Source organism: Saccharopolyspora gloriosae (assembly GCF_022828475.1).
Taxonomy (GTDB): Bacteria; Actinomycetota; Actinomycetes; order Mycobacteriales; family Pseudonocardiaceae; genus Saccharopolyspora_C; species Saccharopolyspora_C gloriosae_A.
This window is the reverse complement of record NZ_CP059557.1, coordinates 522,976-542,075: the sequence shown is the minus strand read 5'-3', so window position 1 is coordinate 542,075 and position 19,100 is coordinate 522,976. Positions and strand designations below refer to the sequence as shown.

General features: G+C 68.9%; 20 protein-coding genes and 1 pseudogene. 13 read left to right on the top strand and 8 right to left on the bottom strand.

Features of this window, described 5'->3' with window-relative positions; translation table 11 throughout:
* Positions 1-38: 38 nt before the first annotated feature.
* The gene (locus H2Q94_RS02380) at positions 39-1,541 is read right to left on the bottom strand and encodes an NCS2 family permease (RefSeq protein WP_243795484.1); all 1,503 of its coding nucleotides are present in this window, start codon (positions 1,539-1,541) and stop codon (positions 39-41) included.
* A gap of 173 nt (positions 1,542-1,714) precedes the next feature.
* Between H2Q94_RS02380 and H2Q94_RS02375 the strand changes: the two genes are divergently transcribed.
* From H2Q94_RS02375 to H2Q94_RS02350, 6 genes and pseudogenes are all read left to right on the top strand, one after another.
* Positions 1,715-2,020, top strand: a complete 306-nt coding sequence (locus H2Q94_RS02375) for a DUF2530 domain-containing protein (RefSeq protein ID WP_243791524.1) — start codon at positions 1,715-1,717, stop codon at positions 2,018-2,020.
* 85 nt (positions 2,021-2,105) lie between these two features.
* Positions 2,106-2,897: an ESX secretion-associated protein EspG gene (locus tag H2Q94_RS02370; protein WP_243791522.1), complete on the top strand. Its 792-nt coding sequence runs from the start codon at positions 2,106-2,108 to the stop codon at positions 2,895-2,897.
* A 148-nt stretch (positions 2,898-3,045) separates the two neighbouring features.
* Entirely contained in the window at positions 3,046-3,399 is a 354-nt protein-coding gene (locus H2Q94_RS02365; RefSeq protein ID WP_243791520.1) for a PE domain-containing protein, read from the top strand.
* Between the two features lie 29 nt (positions 3,400-3,428).
* Positions 3,429-3,983: a DUF3558 domain-containing protein gene (locus H2Q94_RS02360; protein WP_243791518.1), complete on the top strand. Its 555-nt coding sequence runs from the start codon at positions 3,429-3,431 to the stop codon at positions 3,981-3,983.
* Between the two features lie 41 nt (positions 3,984-4,024).
* Positions 4,025-4,396: pseudogene (locus H2Q94_RS30825) on the top strand (hypothetical protein); the annotation flags it as partial.
* 447 nt (positions 4,397-4,843) lie between these two features.
* Entirely contained in the window at positions 4,844-5,284 is a 441-nt protein-coding gene (locus H2Q94_RS02350; RefSeq protein ID WP_243791514.1) for a hypothetical protein, read from the top strand.
* 71 nt (positions 5,285-5,355) lie between these two features.
* Here the strand turns inward: H2Q94_RS02350 and H2Q94_RS02345 are convergent, their stop codons facing one another.
* The 3 genes from H2Q94_RS02345 to H2Q94_RS02335 all read right to left on the bottom strand — a co-directional run bounded on the left by H2Q94_RS02345 (position 5,356) and on the right by H2Q94_RS02335 (position 7,380).
* On the bottom strand, positions 5,356-6,684 hold the full coding sequence (locus tag H2Q94_RS02345) for a hypothetical protein (RefSeq protein WP_243791512.1): 1,329 nt from the start codon (positions 6,682-6,684) through the stop codon (positions 5,356-5,358).
* Positions 6,685-6,807: 123 nt separating this feature from the next.
* Positions 6,808-7,032 (bottom strand): hypothetical protein, encoded by a 225-nt coding sequence (locus H2Q94_RS02340; protein ID WP_243791510.1) that lies wholly within the window; start codon positions 7,030-7,032, stop codon positions 6,808-6,810.
* Between the two features lie 123 nt (positions 7,033-7,155).
* Positions 7,156-7,380: an HC3 family zinc finger protein gene (locus H2Q94_RS02335; RefSeq protein WP_243791508.1), complete on the bottom strand. Its 225-nt coding sequence runs from the start codon at positions 7,378-7,380 to the stop codon at positions 7,156-7,158.
* A gap of 115 nt (positions 7,381-7,495) precedes the next feature.
* On the opposite strand from H2Q94_RS02335, the gene H2Q94_RS02330 reads away from it, so the two are divergent.
* Positions 7,496-8,341, top strand: coding sequence for a helix-turn-helix domain-containing protein (locus tag H2Q94_RS02330; RefSeq protein WP_243791506.1), 846 nt, complete (start codon positions 7,496-7,498; stop codon positions 8,339-8,341).
* A 5-nt stretch (positions 8,342-8,346) separates the two neighbouring features.
* Positions 8,347-8,523 (top strand): DUF397 domain-containing protein, encoded by a 177-nt coding sequence (locus H2Q94_RS02325; RefSeq protein ID WP_243791504.1) that lies wholly within the window; start codon positions 8,347-8,349, stop codon positions 8,521-8,523.
* Positions 8,524-8,593: 70 nt separating this feature from the next.
* Here the strand turns inward: H2Q94_RS02325 and H2Q94_RS02320 are convergent, their stop codons facing one another.
* Both H2Q94_RS02320 and H2Q94_RS02315 read right to left on the bottom strand, forming a co-directional pair.
* Complete coding sequence (locus tag H2Q94_RS02320) at positions 8,594-11,569, bottom strand: sacsin N-terminal ATP-binding-like domain-containing protein (protein WP_243791502.1); 2,976 nt, start codon at positions 11,567-11,569, stop codon at positions 8,594-8,596.
* The gene (locus tag H2Q94_RS02315) at positions 11,566-12,669 is read right to left on the bottom strand and encodes a DUF3027 domain-containing protein (protein WP_243791500.1); all 1,104 of its coding nucleotides are present in this window, start codon (positions 12,667-12,669) and stop codon (positions 11,566-11,568) included. The genes H2Q94_RS02320 and H2Q94_RS02315 overlap by 4 nt, the downstream gene beginning before the upstream one ends.
* Between H2Q94_RS02315 and H2Q94_RS02310 the strand changes: the two genes are divergently transcribed.
* The 3 genes from H2Q94_RS02310 (at position 12,565) to H2Q94_RS02300 (ending at position 15,717) form a co-directional block, all read left to right on the top strand.
* Positions 12,565-13,371 (top strand): glutaminyl-peptide cyclotransferase, encoded by an 807-nt coding sequence (locus tag H2Q94_RS02310; protein WP_397545412.1) that lies wholly within the window; start codon positions 12,565-12,567, stop codon positions 13,369-13,371. The genes H2Q94_RS02315 and H2Q94_RS02310 overlap by 105 nt on opposite strands.
* 189 nt (positions 13,372-13,560) lie before the next feature.
* Complete coding sequence (locus H2Q94_RS02305) at positions 13,561-15,228, top strand: MFS transporter (RefSeq protein ID WP_243791495.1); 1,668 nt, start codon at positions 13,561-13,563, stop codon at positions 15,226-15,228.
* A gap of 9 nt (positions 15,229-15,237) precedes the next feature.
* Positions 15,238-15,717 (top strand): DUF2771 family protein, encoded by a 480-nt coding sequence (locus tag H2Q94_RS02300; protein WP_243791493.1) that lies wholly within the window; start codon positions 15,238-15,240, stop codon positions 15,715-15,717.
* A gap of 568 nt (positions 15,718-16,285) precedes the next feature.
* Here H2Q94_RS02300 and H2Q94_RS02295 read toward each other — a convergent pair.
* Positions 16,286-16,678: a cold-shock protein gene (locus tag H2Q94_RS02295; RefSeq protein ID WP_243791491.1), complete on the bottom strand. Its 393-nt coding sequence runs from the start codon at positions 16,676-16,678 to the stop codon at positions 16,286-16,288.
* Between the two features lie 387 nt (positions 16,679-17,065).
* Between H2Q94_RS02295 and H2Q94_RS02290 the strand changes: the two genes are divergently transcribed.
* A complete protein-coding gene (locus tag H2Q94_RS02290; RefSeq protein WP_243791489.1) occupies positions 17,066-17,272 on the top strand; it encodes a hypothetical protein in 207 nt (68 codons plus the stop codon).
* Here H2Q94_RS02290 and H2Q94_RS02285 read toward each other — a convergent pair whose 3' ends face one another.
* Positions 17,273-17,824: an HAD family hydrolase gene (locus tag H2Q94_RS02285; RefSeq protein WP_243795483.1), complete on the bottom strand. Its 552-nt coding sequence runs from the start codon at positions 17,822-17,824 to the stop codon at positions 17,273-17,275. It lies immediately after the preceding gene.
* Positions 17,825-18,000: 176 nt separating this feature from the next.
* On the opposite strand from H2Q94_RS02285, the gene H2Q94_RS02280 reads away from it, so the two are divergent.
* Positions 18,001-18,963, top strand: a complete 963-nt coding sequence (locus H2Q94_RS02280; RefSeq protein ID WP_243791487.1) for a R2-like ligand-binding oxidase — start codon at positions 18,001-18,003, stop codon at positions 18,961-18,963.
* Positions 18,964-19,100: the final 137 nt, after the last annotated feature.

Genomic DNA, 19,100 nt, shown 5'->3' with positions numbered 1-19,100 from the left:
CGCGGCGCCCGATCTCGTACCCGATCTGTACCCGATCGTCACCCGGCGAACAGCGCGGAGACCGGGTCGGCGACGAAGTACAGCACGAACGCGGCCGACACCACCCACATCAGCGGGTGCACGGTCCGCACCTTGCCGGTGGCCGACTGGATCAGCACGTAGCTGATGAAGCCGACTCCGATGCCGTTGGCGATGGAGTAGGTGAACGGCATGACGACGATCGTCAGGAACGCGGGCAGCGCGATGGTGAAGTCGGACAGGTCGATGTCGCGGATCTGGGCCAGCATCATCGCGCCCACCACGACCAGCGCCGGCGCGGCCGCTTCGACGGGGATCACGCTGTAGAGCGGGGTCAGGAACATGGCCGCGAGGAACAGCAGTCCGGTGACCACGTTGGCGAGCCCGGTGCGGGCGCCTTCGGCGATGCCGGAGGCCGATTCCACGAACACCGTGTTGGAGCTGGCCGAACCGACGCCGCCCGCGACGGCGCCGACGCCTTCGACGGCGAGCGCTTTGCCGATGCCGGGCAGGTTGCCCTTGCGGTCGGCGAGCCCCGCTTCCTTGCCGAGGCCGGTCATGGTGCCCATGGCGTCGAAGAAGTTCGCCAGCACCAGGGTGAACACCAGCATCGCCGCGGCCAGCGCGGGCAGCCGCGTCCACGCGCCGAACGAGATCTCGCCGACCAGCGACAGGTCCGGAAAGCCGAAGATCTGCTCCGGCGGCGCCGGGTAGCCGAGGTTCCAGCCCTTCGGGTCGGTGCCCTCGGACGGCCCCGCCTGCACCAGGGCCTCCACGGCGATCGCGACCACGGTGTTGATCACGATGGCGATCAGGATGCCGCCGCGCACCTTGCGCGCCACCAGGATCGCGGTGAGCACCAGGCCGAACGCGAACACGGCGGTGGGCCAGGACGCGATGGAGCCGTCGATGCCGAGTCCGACCGGCACGGTGGTGTTCGCGGAGTCGGGCAACCGGCGCACGAATCCGGCGTCGACGAGGCCGACGAAGCTGATGAACAAGCCGATGCCGACGGCGATGGCCGCCTTCAGCTCAGGTGGCACGGCGTTGAACACGGCGGTGCGGAACCCGGTGGCGACGAGGATCAGGATCACGATGCCGTCGACGACCACGAGGCCCATCGCCTCCGGCCAACTGACCTGCTGGGCGATGGTGACGGCCAGCAGGGTGTTGATGCCGAGCCCGGCGGCGATGGCGAACGGATAGTTCGCGATGAGGCCGAACAGCAGCGTCATGACACCGGCGACGAGCGCGGTGCTCGCCGCGACCTGCGGCACGGTGAGGATCTGCCCGAGCACGTCGCGCTTCGCCGTCGGCGAGTCCGCCGAGTAGCTGCCGAGGATCAGCGGGTTGAGCACGATGATGTAGGCGACGGTGACGAACGTGACGAGCCCGCCGCGCAGTTCCCGGCTCAGCGTGGAACCACGCTCGGTGATCTTGAAATACCGGTCCAGCACGCTCGATCCGGTTTTCGCGGCCACCGATTCCGAGGCGCCCGACCCCGATTCGTTCCCACCCGTCATGAGTGGATCTTCAAGACCGCGATCCGATCCCGCAACCGGCTCCGCGCCGGATTTACCAGAACTTTCCACCGGTTCCCCCGAGCCTTCGCCCGCCCCGGTGCGCGGATCGTCCGGATTCCTGTCCGCCATCACTACCTCACCCTGCTCACGACTACCGGGGTAGCCTGCCGGACGTGGCCGAAGACAGCGCACGCACCCCCGCCTCACCAGCGACGACGACCGCCGAGGCGCCACGCACCGTGCCCGCGCTGCCACACCGGCTGGCGCAGCCGACGCCGGTGGTGCTGGCGGGGACGGGCCTGTGGCTGGTCGGCCTCGTGCTGTTCGCGGTGATCGCCCCCGGCGGCTTCGAATTCTGGACCTGCGTAGCCGGGTTCATCCTGGGGCTGACCGGCTACGGAGTCTTCCGCTGGCAACGCAACGCATCGCGCCGCGGATCCCGCGGGGCGTGGAAGGGTTTGTCCGGTCTGGACGGGTAGTTCGCAAGGGAAACCCCTCCTCCGACGCTGGGCCGTTCGCTAGTCTGCTGCTCGCGAAGTACCTACAACTGGGGGAGTACACGCCGTGTCGTCGAAGCTTGATGTCGACCGCCTGGAATTCGTCATCCTCGCGGGATGGGCAGGTTTGAAGCGGTTACCGCCGGTCGTCCAATACAGCCATTACGGGACGCCCGTCCAGGACATGGACAACGAACTGGAAGCAGCCGACGCGCGATGCCGCCAGCGGGGGCTGGTCAACCGCACGAACCAGGTCAGCGACGAGGTATGGGACCTGCTCGCGATCTACCCCAGCACCGCCATCGAATACGACCTGCGATTCTCCGCACAGAAGGGAACCGAACTGCGGGCCGCGGTATCGCAATCTGGGCAGGTCGCCGTTCGCACCGTCATGAACGGCGACCGCTACGTCCTGGAACGCGTTCGCGCTGAAGACGCCGTGCCCGCGCTGGTCTCGGTGCTGCCGGAGCACCCTCCGCTGAAGATGAAGCCGGTCAACGTCGACCTCACCGAGATGCGTTCCGTGATGGCCGACGTGGAGAAGAAGGGCCTCACCGACCCGCGCGCCATCGAGCAGGGATTGCGCAGCCGCGGCATCGACGTGACCGGCTTCCGCAAAGCCACCGAACTGCTCGACGGCACGAAGCTCGGCGCGGGCCAGATCGGCGTCACCGTGTGGAACGCGCAGCGCAAGGAGTTCCGCGGCGACCACACCGTGCAGGTCGTCGACGTGGAAGGCGGCCGGGTGTCCATCTACAACTCCGGCAATCAGCGCATGGTCGCCGGAGCCGACATCGGCACCTTCCGCCGCGTCCTCGGCGACCTCACCACCGCCGCGCAACGCCGGTCCGTCTGGTGACATTCCGTGCTGCTCCGAACGTGTGATCGGCGGCGCGAACCGGGAACGAGATATGGCGTTGTGACGTCGTATCGGTGCACTGCACAGGCGTGATCTGGCAAGCTGAGGCTCGATCACGGATCAACGTGACACTAGGGGGTAAGACCGCATGGCCACCATCAACACGACTGTGAACAACGGGGGCGTCAGCTCGGGGGCATCATTCTCCGTTGACACGGACGCGATCCCGGGAATGATCGCCAAGTACGAGGACGCCCGGGAGCAGCTGGGGGAAATCCTCAACTTGACGAGGCGTTCGGGGATGCTCAAGCCGCCTGGAAACGACGAGGTCAGCAAGGCCGCGGCCAAAGCAATTGGCGATCTCATGGGAGGAAGCGACCAGGGGATCACCAAAGTCGTCACCGACGCCAGGGAACACCTTCAGGAGCAGATCAATCAGCTGAAGGCTGCTCAGAAGGACTATCAATCTGCCGACGAAGCGGCTACGCCGACTCAATCGTAAGGAATATTTCTGTGCTACGACGCGCCAGCGTGATCACCGCATCCCTCCTCGCGCTCACCGCAGCCTCCGCATGCTCCGTCGGGGAAAGCGGCGGTGGACAGCAACCTGCCCCGCCCGCGTCGGACGCGGTCGACCCCGCGCTGAAGGTGGAGAGCCCCAAGAATCTTGCTGGCGTCTCCGACTCCTGCCAATTGCTCACCGCCGAGCAACTTTCCGCACTCGGCGCAAGCGGTTCCGAACCGAAGCCCTCCATCAACGATCAATACAAAGAGCCCACGTGCAACATTTCCAATGACGCCTTCGACATCACCGTTGACATCAACACGAAGAACGGCGGAATGACGGCAGCTAACGCGCGACGGGACAACTTCGACAACTTTGCCCCGACTGAAGTCGCCGGCTACCCCGCCGCTCAGATCAACGCTGACAGCAGCGTGTGCACAGTGGCCGCCGGTATCGCCGATGACCAATCAATCGAAGTTTTCTACGCGAAGAACGCAGGCGGCACGCCCGAAATGGACGACGCTTGCGGATATGCCAAGAAGATCACCGCTGAAGTGATCAAGAACATCCCGAGCGCATGATCTCCTGCGCCGGTTGACCATCAACTCCTGGGGAGACTTCAATGCCCGTTCCAGTCATAGCCGCCGGCGCGGTCGTCGTCGGCGGTGCGCTGCTCGGTCCGTCGGACCGCGGCAGCCTTGACGACATCATGAAGCAAGTGGGTTTCAACCACCCTGAGAAGTACAAGCAGATCCACGAAGGTGCTGGCCATGACGAGATGACCAAGGCTGCCGAGGAGCTGAAAGGGGCGATCAAGACCCACTTCGGGAAAGCGCAAGAGCTGCTCGACACTGCGAACCGCGATGCGAACGTCGCTTGGGAGGGTCAAGCCGCCGAGCAGTTCGGCAACTCGACGAAGCCAATGACGAGCTTCCTGACCAACGCGCAATCCACATCTCAGGCCGCCGGTGACTCGGTCGACCGGCAGGTGGACGGCTTCCTCACGGTCCGGAACTCGATGCCGGAGCCGAAGAAGGTCGACGCCACCGACAGCCTGGCCGAAAAGGGGGGAGCCTGGCTCGTCGGCGGTGAAACGGACCTGCAACAGCAGGAACGCGAAGCCACCGAAGCAGCCGAGGCTGCGAAACAGACCTACTCGACCTACGACAACACCATTCGCCCCGAGGTTCAAAACCCGCCGCGGTTCGACCCTCCGCCGGGCCAGAGCGGTGATCAGGGCCAGGGTTCCTTCGATCGCGGTGGGGCGATCAACTCGCCGATGGGTGTCGGATCGGGCGGTAGCCCCGGTGCCGGTGGTAGCTCCGGTGGGATCGGTGGCGTTGGCGGTGGTTCTGGGATCGGGTCTGGTGGTTCGAGCGTTCCGGACACTCCTGCTGGCAGTGGTTCGTCGTGGGCTCCTAGTCCTGGTTCTGTTTCGCCGTTGCCAGCTGCGGGGCCTGGCCCCGTCGGAACGGGCGGCGGCGGTGCCGGTGGCGGCGCCGGGCTCGGGATGATGCCGGGCGGCATGGGCGCTGGTGGTGCCGGTGGCGCGGGCGCTGGTGGTCGCGCCGGTGCGGGCGGCATGGGTGCCGGTCGTGCCGGAGCCGGTGCGGGCGCGGCGAATCAGCCTGGTGCCGGTGGTCGTTCGGGCGTCGGTACGCCGGGTGGCGGCATGGGCGGTGCGGGTGCCGGTGCAGGCGGCGCGAGTGCGAAGGGCGCCGGGGCCGGCGGCCGTGGCGGCATGGGCGGTGGCATGGGTGCCGGTCGCGGTGCTCAGGGCGGCGAGGACGACGAGCACGAGCACCCGAGCTGGCTCGAAGAGCAGGACGACGTCTGGCTCAACGACATGCCGCGAACCGCTCCCCCGGTCTTCGGGGAGTGAGCACGGCGGCAGTGAGCTGAAAGGTCGGCCGCGCACCGGTTTCCGGTGCGCGGCCGATTCATTTCCGGCGTTCAGCGCAGGTTGCTGATGACTTGCTGCGCGGCGGGTTCCAGCAGCCGCGCCACTTCCTGCGGATCCTTCGACGGATTCGAGCCCCTCAAGGTGACCGTTGTCTTCCCTGCCTGGAACTCCAGCTGCCAGTCGTCCAAGAGGTCGGTCAGGCAGGTCGGGCCGTCACCGATCTGGATTTCGGACGGGACCGGCGGTTTTCCGAGGATGGCGTGGTCGCATTGGCCCGCGACGTACTTCTGACCGGTTTCGGCGGTCTCCCAGTGCATGAAGTCAGCGCTGACGGTGTCGGGGTCCGGGCCGTAGATGTCGTCTTCGACGGCGGCGGCGCGGGTGCACCCGGTGTCCACTCGATAGCCGTCGGCTTCCGCCATGTGGAGTTCTCCGGGCAGGTAGTAGTCGCGCACCCACCCGCTCGCCTGGGCCGGGAAGGACGCTTCGAACGCCGCTCCGTTCAACAAGTCGCACGGATTCGGTGTGTCCGCGTAGCGCCCGCCGTATCCGATGTTGAGGGCGGCCGGCCCTGCCGCGAGTCCGTCCACGATGCGAGTCGTCAGTTCCCCGACCACCTGCTCTGCCGACCGGCCGTTGTACTCCGGATCGCTCAAGCTGATCAGCACGTCCACGGCCACGCCGGGTCGCGCGATGGTCGCCTGCCAGCTGCCCAGTTCCGGGTCGTGCCAGAAGTTGACTTGGAATCCCCGGTCGGTGCCGGTGTTGACTGGAACGTCCACGCGCTCGGCACGTTCGGCGACGTATTCCAACTCGTACCCGGAGCGCGGCTGCTGGTTGACCTTCAGCGACACCACGTCCGCCGGGCTGACGGTCGACTCGACCAGGTAGTCGCAGCCGCTCATCTCGTTGCCCTCGAACGCGCGATCGGCGGGCTCGTTCTCCTTGGCGTAGGAGTGTTCGAGCTGCCGGTTCAGCGAGAGCTTCAACCCTGCCTGCTCAAGAGCGTCAGGAGGCAGCACCGCACACGCGTCGTACGCGGCCGTCGCCCCGTACTGCACCGCAGGCCCGCCTGGAGTCATCTGGAGGAATCGTTCCGAACCCCGCTCCTCCCCTGCTGCTGCCGTGCCTCCGCCTGCACCGCGTAAGGCGAACAGGCCAACTCCGAGCAGCAGCACGAAGACCGCGCCCACGGAGAGCGAGATGATCAGTGGTGCTTTGCTCGTGCGGCGGGGTTGTTGCGCGAAGGGCGGGGGCTGCTGCTGCCAGTTCTGCTGCTGCCAGTTCGGCGGCGGTTGGTGGCCGGGTGGCGGCCATCCGTTCTGCGGCGGCCGGCCGGGTTGCGGCCGGTTCCCGTTCGGCGGGTAGGGCGGTGTCATCTCGCGGTATCCGATTCTCCGAGGTGGTGATCGTCGATCAGCACAGCACGCGGCGCCGCCGCACCGAGGTCGAATGCCCGATTTCGCGGGCAAGTCCGCATTGCGGCCGTTCGTAATTAGCAATCATTCGTTGCCCGGAAACGGGACGATGCGGTGATCACCACTGCGGGCTTCGACGGAGCAGACCGAGCAGGTCGGGCGCTCGTCGCGGGGCGCGATGTCGGCCGGGTCGGCCATGACTCCGCACAAGCCGACGGCTTGGACCATGCCGACCGGGATCACGTGGTTCTGGTAGCCGAAGGACGCCCAGCACCCTTCCGGCGGCGGCTGTTCGATCTGTTCTGCCATTCGGAGATCTCCTCGAGTTGGGAGGGTGGCCGAGCGGGAGGGGAGGTGGACCCGCCCGGCCACCCGAACGAACCGGTGTGGGGTCGGGGGTCACCACGACCGGTCCGGGTCATCGGTCCGCGATCAGCGCGGACGGTTCGCGAGCACCCGCCAGCAGTCCATGCAGGTCGCTTCCTGGATCCACGCGAGCTCGTCGGCGATGCGCTGCAACTCGTCGGTGCTCACCACGACGCCGCACAACGCCTTCACGAGCTCACCCGGCTCGGAACTGCGCTCGACCAGGTCGAAGGCGTGCCGACCACTGCCCACCGGCTGCCACAACCCCACCTTCGCCCCGTTCGCCAACATGCCCGCTCCTCTCGATGCGTGATCGCCTCAACACGGAAAGCTACTAGGATTCCTAGTCGGAACTCCAGCTAATGCGGAGATCTTCGTCAGATCGTGGAAAGGCAGACTGGCGTTCATGACCAAAGACCCTGGTCCGCTCGTGCAGCGACTCGTGCTCGGCGCGGAGCTGAAAGATCTACGCGAAGCCGCCGGACTGACATCCGACGACGTCGCCACCCACTTCGGCTGGTACCGGAGCAAAGTCAGCAAGATCGAGACAGGCGAGGGCAAACTGTCCGATAAGGACATCCAGTCCCTGCTGGACCTTTACGGGGCACACGAACGCTCCGGGGATCAGGTTCGTCGCCTGGCCACCGAAGCTCGGCGCAAGCTTCCGGCCGCACGAGTCACCGACTGGGCGAAGAAGTACGTGAGCCTGGAGGACAGTGCATCCGAGATCAAGATGTTCTTCCCGGACGTGATCCCAGGTGTGCTCCAGACCTTCGACTACGCCCGCGAATGCCTGACCGCATCGGTCATGGTCTCGTCCGTCGAAGTGGACGAGATTGCCTCCGCACGGGAGAAGCGCTCGGCCAAGTTGTTCAGCTCGGATCCGCCCCAGGTCTGGGCCGTGATGGGCGAAGAAGCCATCCAACGCCGAGTTGGGAGCCCTGAAGTCCATCGAGGGCAGTTGGAGCGCATTCGCCAACTCGCCGAGTTGGACCACGTCACAGTGCAGCTGATCCCCACCTCGATGGGTACGCATCCGGGTATGGGGCTCATGTTCACGTTGCTCCACATCGACGCCGCTGACGCGACCATCGCCTACATCGAGAACCTAACGAGCTCCGACTACTTCTCTGGAGCGCAGCACGTGCGCGCTTATAACCTGGTTTTCGATCGGCTACGCGTGGCGGCGATGAGCGATCGGGAAACGCTGCGGTTGATCGATCGCCATATCCAAGAACTCGGCAAGGAGTGAGCACAATGCCAGAGATGACATGGCGGAAGTCCAGTCGAAGCCACGGCGGCGCTCAGAACTGCGTCGAGGTCGGCCACTCCCCGGAGGTCGTCGGGATCCGGGACACGAAGGACCGCGACGGCGGCACTTTACTGTTCGGCCAGCAGGCCTGGCACAGCTTCCTGCGAACGCTGAAGTCCTAGCTGCGCCGGTTCGACTGAAGTGAACGGACCGTTCGTCCAATCCCGTTGGACGAACGGTCCGTTCACTTCGTCAACGCAGCAGCGTGACCGCTTCCGGGTCCGCCAGCAGCGCCGCGAGGGCGAAGCGGGTGTCCCAGGTGTCGGCGGCCCAGGCGAGGGCTCGGGCGAGACCGTCGGGGGTGCGTTCGGCGTGCACCGCTCCTGCGGCGTCGACCCACCAGTGCACGCGCTGCTCTCCGGTGCGGGTGCTGACGCGGAGTCCGTCGTGCAGGGTGATTTCGCCGTGCGGCACGGCGATTCCCAGCAGCTCGCAGGATCCGGGGACGCGGCCGACTTCGGCCCACTTCTGGGCGCGGCCCTCCCCCAACACCCGCATGGTGCCCTCCTCGGACGCCAGCGGGAGGTCGAGCAGTTCCGCCAGTGCTTCGGCGTCGAACTGGTCGGGGCCGCCGCCCGCGACCACCAAGGGCGCTTCGAGGACGCCGAGCATCCACGGTTCGTCGAGCACCACGGCCCGTTCGGCGCTGACCACGGCACCGGAGATCGACCGCACCGACTCCGGCGGGCCGGTGAATCCGGCGCTGATCACTCCGTCGACGACGGCGTTCGCCAGTTCCCGGTGGGCTCGCAGCGCCGTGCCCGCGCGGATGGCGCGGTCCGGATCTCCGAGCCTCGAGACCAGATCCGCCGCGTCGTCGGCGTCGTCGATGCGCAGCCGGCCGCGCACTCCCGCGAGCCGCAACTGCGGGTCGCTCAAGCCGACGTCGGGCACCGGGTCGTAGATCCCGGCGATCTCCTCCGCCTGCGGAAGCCGCCAGAACCGGGGCGAACGCCCTGCGAGCAGGGCGAAACGCGACAGCCACCACGCGGGGTGGCTGCGCGGATCGTCCAGGACCAACGCGATGTCGGTGGAGGCGCTGAGCAGGCGGATCGCCGCCGGCCACGCCTCGTCGGCGACCAGGTCCAGGTCTCGCACCGCGGTGAAGCGGGCGGGCGGCCAGGCACCGTCGGCGGCGAGTTCCTGCTCACGCCACCACTGCTCGCTGTCGGCGAACCGGTCGTCGGGGTCGATCGGGTCGTCCTCGACGTGCAGGGCGAAACCGTCGAGCACTCCGATCGACCGGAGCAGATCACGCGGCCAACGGGCCGCGAACGCCTCGTCGAGCACGCCCAGCGAGGCGTCAGGGCCGATCTCGTCCGGGTCGAGCACCGTCAGCAGTGCGGCATCCGGCAGCAGCAGCTCGTCGGCGCGGCGCAGCTCGCCGTCGCGGTCCGGCAGCGCGAGCGCGCTCAACCAGTCGTGCGCGTGGGAATCGCGCACCAGGCCCAGCACCGACTCGGTCAGCGGCAGCACGTCCGCGCCGGCCTGCGCATCGGCGACGCTGCCGCGCACCGCTTCCACCAGCGGCGGGGAATCCAGCAGTTCCGCCGGTCCCGCGCGGTGCGCGCCCAACTGTTCCAGCAACGGGTGCGCCGCCTCCGGGTGCGCGATGCGCAGCCCCGAAATGTCCAGTGTGGACAGCACTGCGGCGGGGCCGGAGTCGTCGCCGTCGGCGAGCAGCACGTCCCGGACACCGGTGATCGTGCGGCCGTCGGCCAGCGGCACCGGCAGCGCCGTGAACTCCTCGCGCGCCCGCAGATCGGTGCGCTGGATCGGCGCCAGTGCGTCGTACAACCGGTGCCACCACGACGCCGGGCGCTCCAGCCCGGACACGGCCTGCACCAGGTCCGCCGCGCCGAGCCGCCGCACTTCCAGCGTGCTCAACGCGCGCCGCTGCCGGGCGTCCGAGAGGTCCGCGGCCAGCAGACCAGGCACGACGTCCGCCAGCAGCGACACCAACTCCGGCGAGTAGTGGTCCAGCACCGCCGCGCCGTGCGGAGCGACCGAGCCGCCCGCGCCACCGGGCAGCCACTCCGTCACCCGCAACCGGTCCAGCACGCCCTGCCGCAGCTTCCCGTCCACATCGGACAACGGGAAGCCGGGCAGCGGGACCAACGCGGGGCGATGCTCCGCCTGAACTTTCGCGACCAGATCCGGGTAGCTCTCCGCGGCGAACGTCAACACCGAATCCACCGCGGGCGAAGTCGTCACGCGGCGGCGATCCGCCTCCACGGGCAGACCCGCCAGCAAGCGCGCGGGCAGCGACAACCGCTCCTCGGTGGGAGTCGGGGCGTGCAGGATGTCCTCGGCCAGCGGGATCGGCACGTCGTCCGGATCAAGCGGCACCGCCCAGCACGCCCACCACTCGGTGCCCTGCCGCGCCTCGGATCCCAAACCCTCCAAGGCGAACTCGCCCAAGCGGCCCGAAACCCGGTGCAGCAACCAGCGATCGCTGCGGTGCGGGCCGTGCACGAGGGACCGCGAAGCGCCCTGATCCTCCCGGCGCCACGACTGGGCGCCCACCCGGATCTCGCGCAGCGCGGGCAGCGCCAGCAGCAGATCCGACGCGTGCTCGGCGAAACCCGCCAGCAGCGCGTCACCATCCACATCGGACCGAACGGGGAGCCGGATCTCGGTGCTGAAACCCTCCGGCGGCTGCTCGTCGGTGGGCCACGCCAAGCGCAGCACCGGGACGCCGCCCTCGCGGGACTCGATCTCCTTCGACGGGCCGGGAAGCGCGGCGACCTCCGTGCGGGTGCGCTCCGCGGAGAACTCCACGGCACCCGAGGTCGACACCACGCGCGGCCGGTCGGTGACCGCCAGCACCGCGGCGAACCCCACGCCGAACCGGCCCACCGTCGCGCCATCGCGCTTCGCCGAAGCACGCAGCGAGGCCAACGCCTCCACGCCCTCCGCCGTCAGCGGTGCACCGGTGTTCGCGAGCCGCAGCTCACCGTCGGCGAACCCGACCCGCAGCACGCCGTCCGAACCGGCGGCGTCCGCGGCGTTCTGCGCGAGCTCCACCAGCAACCGGTCGCGGTAGCCGCCGAGGCGCAGATCCTCCTCGGCGTTCGCGTCCTCCCGGAACCTCGTCGGAGAGGACTCCCAGGACTGAAGTACGACCCGCCGCAGCTCGGCCGTCCCGAACACGTCGTTCGCGGTCACCCGCGCGACTCGAAGTCCAGGGTGGTGTCGTCGTAGACGACCTCGGCGATCGGCACCGTCGACGAGGTGTCGACCTCGGCCTCCGAATGCGCGCCGCAGCCGAACTCCACGTGCACCACCCGGCCGTCCGCCGGGGCGACCTCGTTGCCGCACACGCCGAACGCGGCCTGCATCGAACCCGCCAGCGGCAGGAAGAAACCGCACGTGCCGCACGCGCCGGGAGCCAGCTTCGCGATGTCGCTGCCCGGGCCGAACTCGCCGTCGTGCCAACGCTCCGCGGCGGCGACCCGGCCCTCGAAGCTGAGCACCCGATTGCGGCCCAGGCCGACCTCGTACGCCACCGACTCCACGGTCGGGTCGTCGGAGAGGTAACCGGGCGCCAGGCGCGGGTCGTCCGGGGCGCTGGGCAGCAGATCACCCGCGCCGAGGTCTCCCGCGCGCACCCGCTCGTTCCACGGCACCCAAGCGGGAGCCGTCAACGCGTCCTGGCCGGGCAGCAGCACGACCTCGCTGACCGTGACCGGCTCGCCCGGCCCGGCGATCGCGACGGTCACCGCCCAGCGCCAGCCGACGTAGCCGGGGTAGTTCGATTCGAAGTAGTGGGTGGCCGCGTCCGGGCCTTCCGGTTCCACACCGGCGTGCGACCCCACCGGGGCGTCGCCGGAATCCACCGTCACCATCGGTGAACCGGTCGGATCGGTCGCGGGACCGGCCTCCTTCTCGGCGGCGGCGCGGGCCGTGTCGACGGCCGCGGCCAACGTCGGGTCGAGCCGGGCCGGTTCAGGCTGGGTCCCCGTGGACTCGCCGCTCGGCTCCCCAGGAACTCCGAGCGGAGCGTCCGGGTCAGTGGTCGGAGCAGGCATAGGCGTCACGTGCTCGATTGTGCCGTACGGGGTCGGTGCGGTCGCCGCCCGTGTCAGGCTTTCGGGGTGCGAACCGGAGATCTCCCCAGGAGAACTGCGCTGGGCAACCGTCTGTCCACAGGTGTGATCATCATGAGCCTGCTGGGCGGCCTGGGGTTGGCTGCGTGCTCGGCGCACGTACCAGCGCAGTACGAAGATCAGGACGATCGCGAGCACACCGATCAGAGCATTGGACACGCGGGCAGCGTGCCACACCTTCGAGCGATGGTGACCCGCGTGCTCCCGCACGACCGCTCCTCGTTCACCCAGGGCCTCGAACTGTCCGGCGGAACCCTCTACGAGGGCACCGGGCAGTACGGGCGTTCCGTGCTCCGGGCGCTGGACCCGGACACCGGCCACGTGCTCGGGGAGGAACGTCTCCCCTCGGCGCTCTTCGGCGAAGGCATCACCGTCGTCGGAGACCGTATCTGGCAGATCACCTGGCAGGAAGGGGTTGCGCTGGAACGTGATCGGGAGAGCCTGCGGGAACTGCGCCGGGTGGACTACGACGGCGAAGGCTGGGGGCTCTGCCACGACGGGTCCCGGCTGGTCATGAGCGATGGCAGCGCGCGGCTCACGTTCCGCGACCCGGCGACGTTCGCGCCGACCGGCTCGGTCGACGTCACGCTCGAAGGACGGCCGGTGCCGGAACTCAACGAGCTCGAATGCGTCGGCGGGCAGGTGTGGGCGAACGTGTGGGGCAGCGAGCAGCTCGTGCGGATCGATCCGGCGTCCGGCCAGGTCAACATGGTGGTCGACGCCTCGGGACTGCTGCCGTGGACCGAGCGGTCCGGGACCGACGTGCTCAACGGGATCGCCGCCGTGCCCGGAACCGACGAATTCCTGCTCACCGGCAAGTTGTGGCCGCACCTGTACCGGGTGCGCTTCGAACCCGAGTGATCCGTCCACACCGGCACGCGAAGTTCTCCACAGGCCCGGCCCGGTGGCACTGCGGCTGTGGAGAACTCAGGGGCTCGCTGAAGTTGTCCACAAAGCCTGCATTCGCTGTGGACAACTCCCGCCCCACCGGTGGACTGAGCAGCGGCGCAACGGACGCGATCGAGGTTTCGCCTAGGGCAGGATGAGCGCATGGGGCTCCGACGCAACGGGCACTCCGACGAGGAACCGACCGGACAGCCCGGCTGGGGAGCCGGTCGTCGCGGCAAGCGCGCCCGCATCCCGCACGACTTCGGCGACCGGCCACGGCACCACGATCGGTCGGACCGGCGCACCCCCGCCGAGCACATCGACGCGGGTACCGGTACCTCCGAACCTCCGGACGCCGCCGATACCGAGGCCACCGAACGCTCCGGCGGCGCCGAACACCCGGCGCCCGAGGCCCCGCCCCGCGAACGGCGATCCGAGGACTCCCCGCCCGAGGACACCGGCACCCGCCGCGGCCGGTGGGACGCCCCCGACCCGCCGCGCAAACTCACCCTCACGCGAGTCGCCGCCTGGCGCGGCCGCGAACTGACCCGGCGAGCGATGCGGCTGTTCTTCTCCGCCGCGCACGCCGACGGCGCCGCCGAATCCGGACTCGCCCGCTTCACCTACGCCGTGATGCTCAACTACGCGGTCGACGCCGCGATGGCGGTGGCGCTCGCCAACACGCTGTTCTTCTCCGCCGCCACCGGTGAAAGCAGGGACAAGGTGGCGCTGTACCTGCTGATCACCGTGGCCCCGTTCGCGGTGATCGCACCCGTCATCGGCCCGGCGCTGGACCGGCTGCGGCAAGGCAGGCGCACCGCGCTCGCCGTCTCCTTCGGCGTCCGCGTGCTGCTGGCCACCGTGATGGCGCTGAACTTCGACAGCTGGCTGCTGTACCCGGCGGCACTGGGCTGCATGGTGCTGTCCAAATCGTTCGGCGTGCTCAAGGCCGCCATGACGCCGCGAGTGCTGCCGCGAGCGATCAACCTCGCCACCGCGAACTCGCGGCTCACCATCTTCGGACTCGCCGCGGGCGGTGGGTTCGGCGCCGTGGCCTCCGGGTTCGCGTGGCTGCTGGGGTCGCCGGGCGCGCTGTGGTTCATGGCCGCGCTCGCCGCCCTCGGCTCCTGGCTGTGCCTGCGCGTCACGTCCCGGGTGGAGAGCTCACCGGGCGAGCGGGACGTGGCCGGGAGACGGCGGCGCACCGCGCTGAGCCCGCACGTGATCATCGCGCTGTGGGGCAACGGCGGCATCCGGGTGCTGACGGGATTCCTCACCCTGTTCGCCGCGTTCGTGATCAAGGAAGGGACGCGGCAAGACCCGTTCATGCAGGTGGTGCTGCTCGGGGCGGTCGGCGGCGCGGCCGGGCTGGGCAGCTTCATCGGCAACGCGGCCGGGGCGCGGATGCGGTTCGGCGCCCCGGACCGGCTGATCGTGAGCTGCCTCGGCGCCGCGCTGGTGATCACGGTGTGCGCGGCGGTGCTGGCGGGCGTGCCGATCGCGGTCGCGGTCGGTCTCGTCGGCGCGACGGCGAGCGCGCTGGCCAAGGTGTGCCTGGACGCGGTGGTGCAGCGCGACGTGACCGAGCGGGCGCGGGCCTCCGCCTTCGGGCGCTCCGAGACGATCCTGCAGCTGAGCTGGGTGTTCGGCGGTGCGCTCGGCGTGCTGCTGCCGCCGGTGTGGTGGATCGGGTTCACCGTGACCGCCGTGATCCTCGCGCTCGTGCTCACCCAGACGATCATCGTGGGACGCGGCGGCAGTCTCGTTCCGCGACTGCGCCGCGGCCGCGCCCCCCGACCGGGCACCGAACGGGTTCCGGCCGGGCCGTAGGCTCACGGTGTGCATCGTGGACTGAAGTCGCTGCTGCTCGCGGCTCCGCTGGGCATCGCCGCGCTGGCCGGATGCTCCGCGCCGGCCGACCCGCAGGTCACCTTCTACTCGCATGGCGAAGCGGCCGAGGTCGCCCCCGCCCGGTTCTGCGACGCGAACGGCGAGCAGTGCTCCCCGCCGCCCGCCGAACCGGTGGGCCGATTGACCGTTCCGGAGAAGGCCCCGCTGCAGATCTCGGTGCCCGGCGAGGTGTCCGGCACGCCGTGGCAGGTGGCCTACATCTACCGAGGCGCCAACGGCGAGGAGATCGACGGCCGCACTCCGGTGTTCACCCCCGACTCCCGGCGCACCTACACCCTGCGCGTCCCGCCGGACGGCACCCGCCTGGAACACGTCGAAGTGCAGCAGTACTCCGCCGTCCTCACCGCGGGCGACGGCGGCGGAGTCGACTTCGGCATCTCCGGCACCTGGGTTCTCGACCCCCGCTGACAGATTCACTCGCCGCACAGGAAAACCCCGCCTACCTCGCAGCCGAAGGCCGTCCCTCGCAGCGAAGCCGTGCCTTGCGGCGATAGCCGTGCAGTCGGCGGCGAAGCCCGCCAAGGGCAAAGCGAAGCAAGCCTGCCTCGCGGCCAAAGGCCGTGCTGCGGCGCAGCCGTGCCTGGCGGCGCAGCCGTGCCTTACGGCGAACCCGCGCCTCGCGGCCGAAGGCCGTGCCTGGATGCGCGTCAGCGCAAAGCCCACCCACGCAAAACGACCACCGGCGGGTTCGCAGCGGCCTTCTCGCGAGGACAGCAGCCCGGACCCAGATTTCGCCGTGTATCGGACATACACCAGAAATGGATCCCGCAGCGAGAAGGCCGCCGAGGTTCCGCTACCCGGACACCCCAGCAACAAGAGCCCTGGAAGTAATCACTAAAACCAACCTCCCACGCACCACACCAACCACACACCAAGCCGGGGAAGGCCCTAAAGCCCGCCGCACGCCAAGCCGAACGAGACTCCAAAACCCTCGCCCACACGCCAAGCCAGGGAAGGTTCTAAAACCCGCCCGTGATCAGGCCCCCGGATCGAGTTCCCGAGCAACCGCGCGGACGACCTCACCGATGCGCTTGGAGACCTTGCGGTCCGGGTACTTGCCGTGGCGCAGGTCGGGAAGGACCTTCAGCTCCAGCAGTTTGATCATGTCGTCGACCATGCCGTGCAGCTCGTCGGCGGGGCGGCGGCGAGCTTCGACGACCGATGGGGGCGGGTCCAGCAGCTGGATCCGAAGCGCCTGCGGACCGCGGCGGCCTTGCGCCATGTCGAAGTCGACGCGTTGACCGGACTTGAGCGATTCAACGTCGGACGGCAACGCGGAGGCCCGCACGTACACGTCCTCCCCACCGTCCTGGGTCACGAAGCCGAAGCCCTTGTCCGCGTCGTACCACTTGACCCTGCCGGTCGGCACTGTCCTCACCGTTCCCTGTCGATGCCCTGCCCGCGCGCCCCGTCCCGGAGCCCGAAGTGGGCGAGCCGGAAGCGAGCGGGTCCCTCTGGTCGTCATCGTTCGTCGTGCGAAAACCGCGTTCCGGCCCTGGCACAACAAAAACGCCCCGGAACACCGAACTGCCAAGCGTTCCCAGGACGCGTCAGTTTAAGGGTACCCGCCCGAACAACGACACCACCGCCCCTTTCGCCCAGCACCGGCTCACAACGCCGTGCGCAGGCGTTTTCGGTCGTTCGCGGGCCGCGGGCAGCCGAGCGCCACCTGGCAGGCCCGAGCGGAGTCCGCGCCGGGCGAGGTTCCGCCCACACCCGCGCCGGGGCCGCGTTCGCAGCGCTTACGCTGAGCCGCATGAGCGCCGCGTCTTCCCGACCGATCCTGCTTCCGCTCGCGGTGGGCCTGTTCGCCGCGGGCGTACTCGCGGTGATCGTGGTGTTCGGGCTTTACGCCGTGGGCATCGCGGACCTGCCGTTGTGGCTGAACCTGGCGACGTTGCTGGCTCCGCTCGGGCTGATCGTCGGTGTCGTCGGGTCCGTGGTCCGCACCCGCCGCCGCTGATCAGCGGTCGCGCGCGGCCAGCCAGTCCGGGAACTCGGTGAGGTCCTCGAACACCACGTCGGCACCGGCTTCGACGAGTTCGTCCGCCCGGTAAGGCCCGGTCGCGACACCGACGGCGACGGCTCCGGCGGTTTTCGCTCCGACGATGTCGCCGATGTGGTCGCCGACGTAGACGGCCGCGCCTTCCGCGAGCAGCACGTCGCCTTTGGCGGCGGCGAACACGTCGCCGGCGAGCCGATCCACCTGCCAGTCGAGGGCTTTCAGGTGCAGTTCCGCGTTGCGCTCGAACTTCCCGGTGACCACGAGCGCACGTCCGCCGTGCGCGCGCACCGCCGCCAGGGCTTCGTGGGCGCCGGGCATCGGCCGGGTCACGGGGATCACGACGTCCGGGTACAGCTCCCGGAATCGGGTCACGAGGCGGTGCACGAGCGGCTCGTCGAAACCGTAGGTGCGCAGCACGTCGGGCAGCGGCGGGCCGAGGTTGGCGGCGAAGTGCTCGCCGTCCACCGGCACCCCGAACTCGTCGCGGAGGCGGTCGAACACGGCGACCATGCCCGGGCGGGGGTCGATGAGGGTCAGGTCGAGGTCGAATCCGACGGTCGCAGGAGTCACGAGTGCAGGCTAACGGGGGAACCCGATGGCCTGACCTCCCTTGACGCGGAACTCTTGGGTATCGAAAATCAGCCTGTAACGTGACTCACACATCTCGGGCGAGCTGGAGCAGGCCAATGACGACCACCACGCACAGCAGCAAGCACCGCGACGACTTCCACTCCCTGCGCCCCGGCGGCCTCAACTGGGAGTCCCTGCCGCTGCGGTTGTTCTCCAAGGGCAACGCCAAGTTCTGGAATCCGGCCGACCTCGACTTCGAGCAGGACGCCAGGGACATGGCGGGGCTCACCGTCGACGAACGGCGCAGCGTCGCCGGGCTCTGCGCCGAATTCATCGCCGGCGAGGAAGCCGTCACCCAGGACCTGCGCCCATTCCTGTCCGCGATGGCCGCCGAAGGCCGGTTCGGCGACGAGATGTACCTGACCCAGTTCATGTACGAAGAGGCCAAGCACACCCAGGCCTTCCGGCTGTGGATGGACGCCGTCGGGCTGCACGAGAACCTCAACGAATACGTCGACGACAACCCCGGCTACCGCACGATCTTCTACGACGTGCTGCCGACCGTGCTGCACGCGCTGGACACCGACCCGGGGCCGCGCAACCAGATCCGGGCGTCGGTCACCTACAACCACGTCGTCGAGGGCTCGCTCGCGCTGACCGGGTACTTCGCCTGGAACAAGATCTGCCGCAGCCGCGGGCTGTTCCCCGGCATGCAGAAGCTCATCGGCCGCATCGGCGACGACGAGCGCAGGCACATGGCGTGGGGCACGTTCACCTGCAGGCGCCACGTCGCCGCCGACGAGAAGAACTGGGACTACGTCGACGAAATGATGCAGGAGTTGCTGCCGCACGCGATGGAGCTCATCCAGTGGCAGCCCGCCGACGCGCCCGAGGTGCGGCCGTTCGAACTCGACACCGACGAACTGCTCACCTACGCCACGGACCGGGCGGGCCGCCGCCTCGGCGCGATCTCCTCCGCCCGCGGCACCCCCCTCGCCCAGATCGATGTGGACGCCTCGCCCGAGCAGCTGGAAGACCAGTTCGGCAAGGAGGACGAAGCCGAACTCGCCAAGGCCTGACCCGAACGAGCCACCCGTGGCCCTGCAATCTCTCGCGAGATTGCAGGGCCACGAACTTGTCCACAGCCGCTAAAACCCTTGCCGAGCAGCGATGATGCCGACTCGACGGCGAATCGCTCCGTGCGATCTCTCGCGGA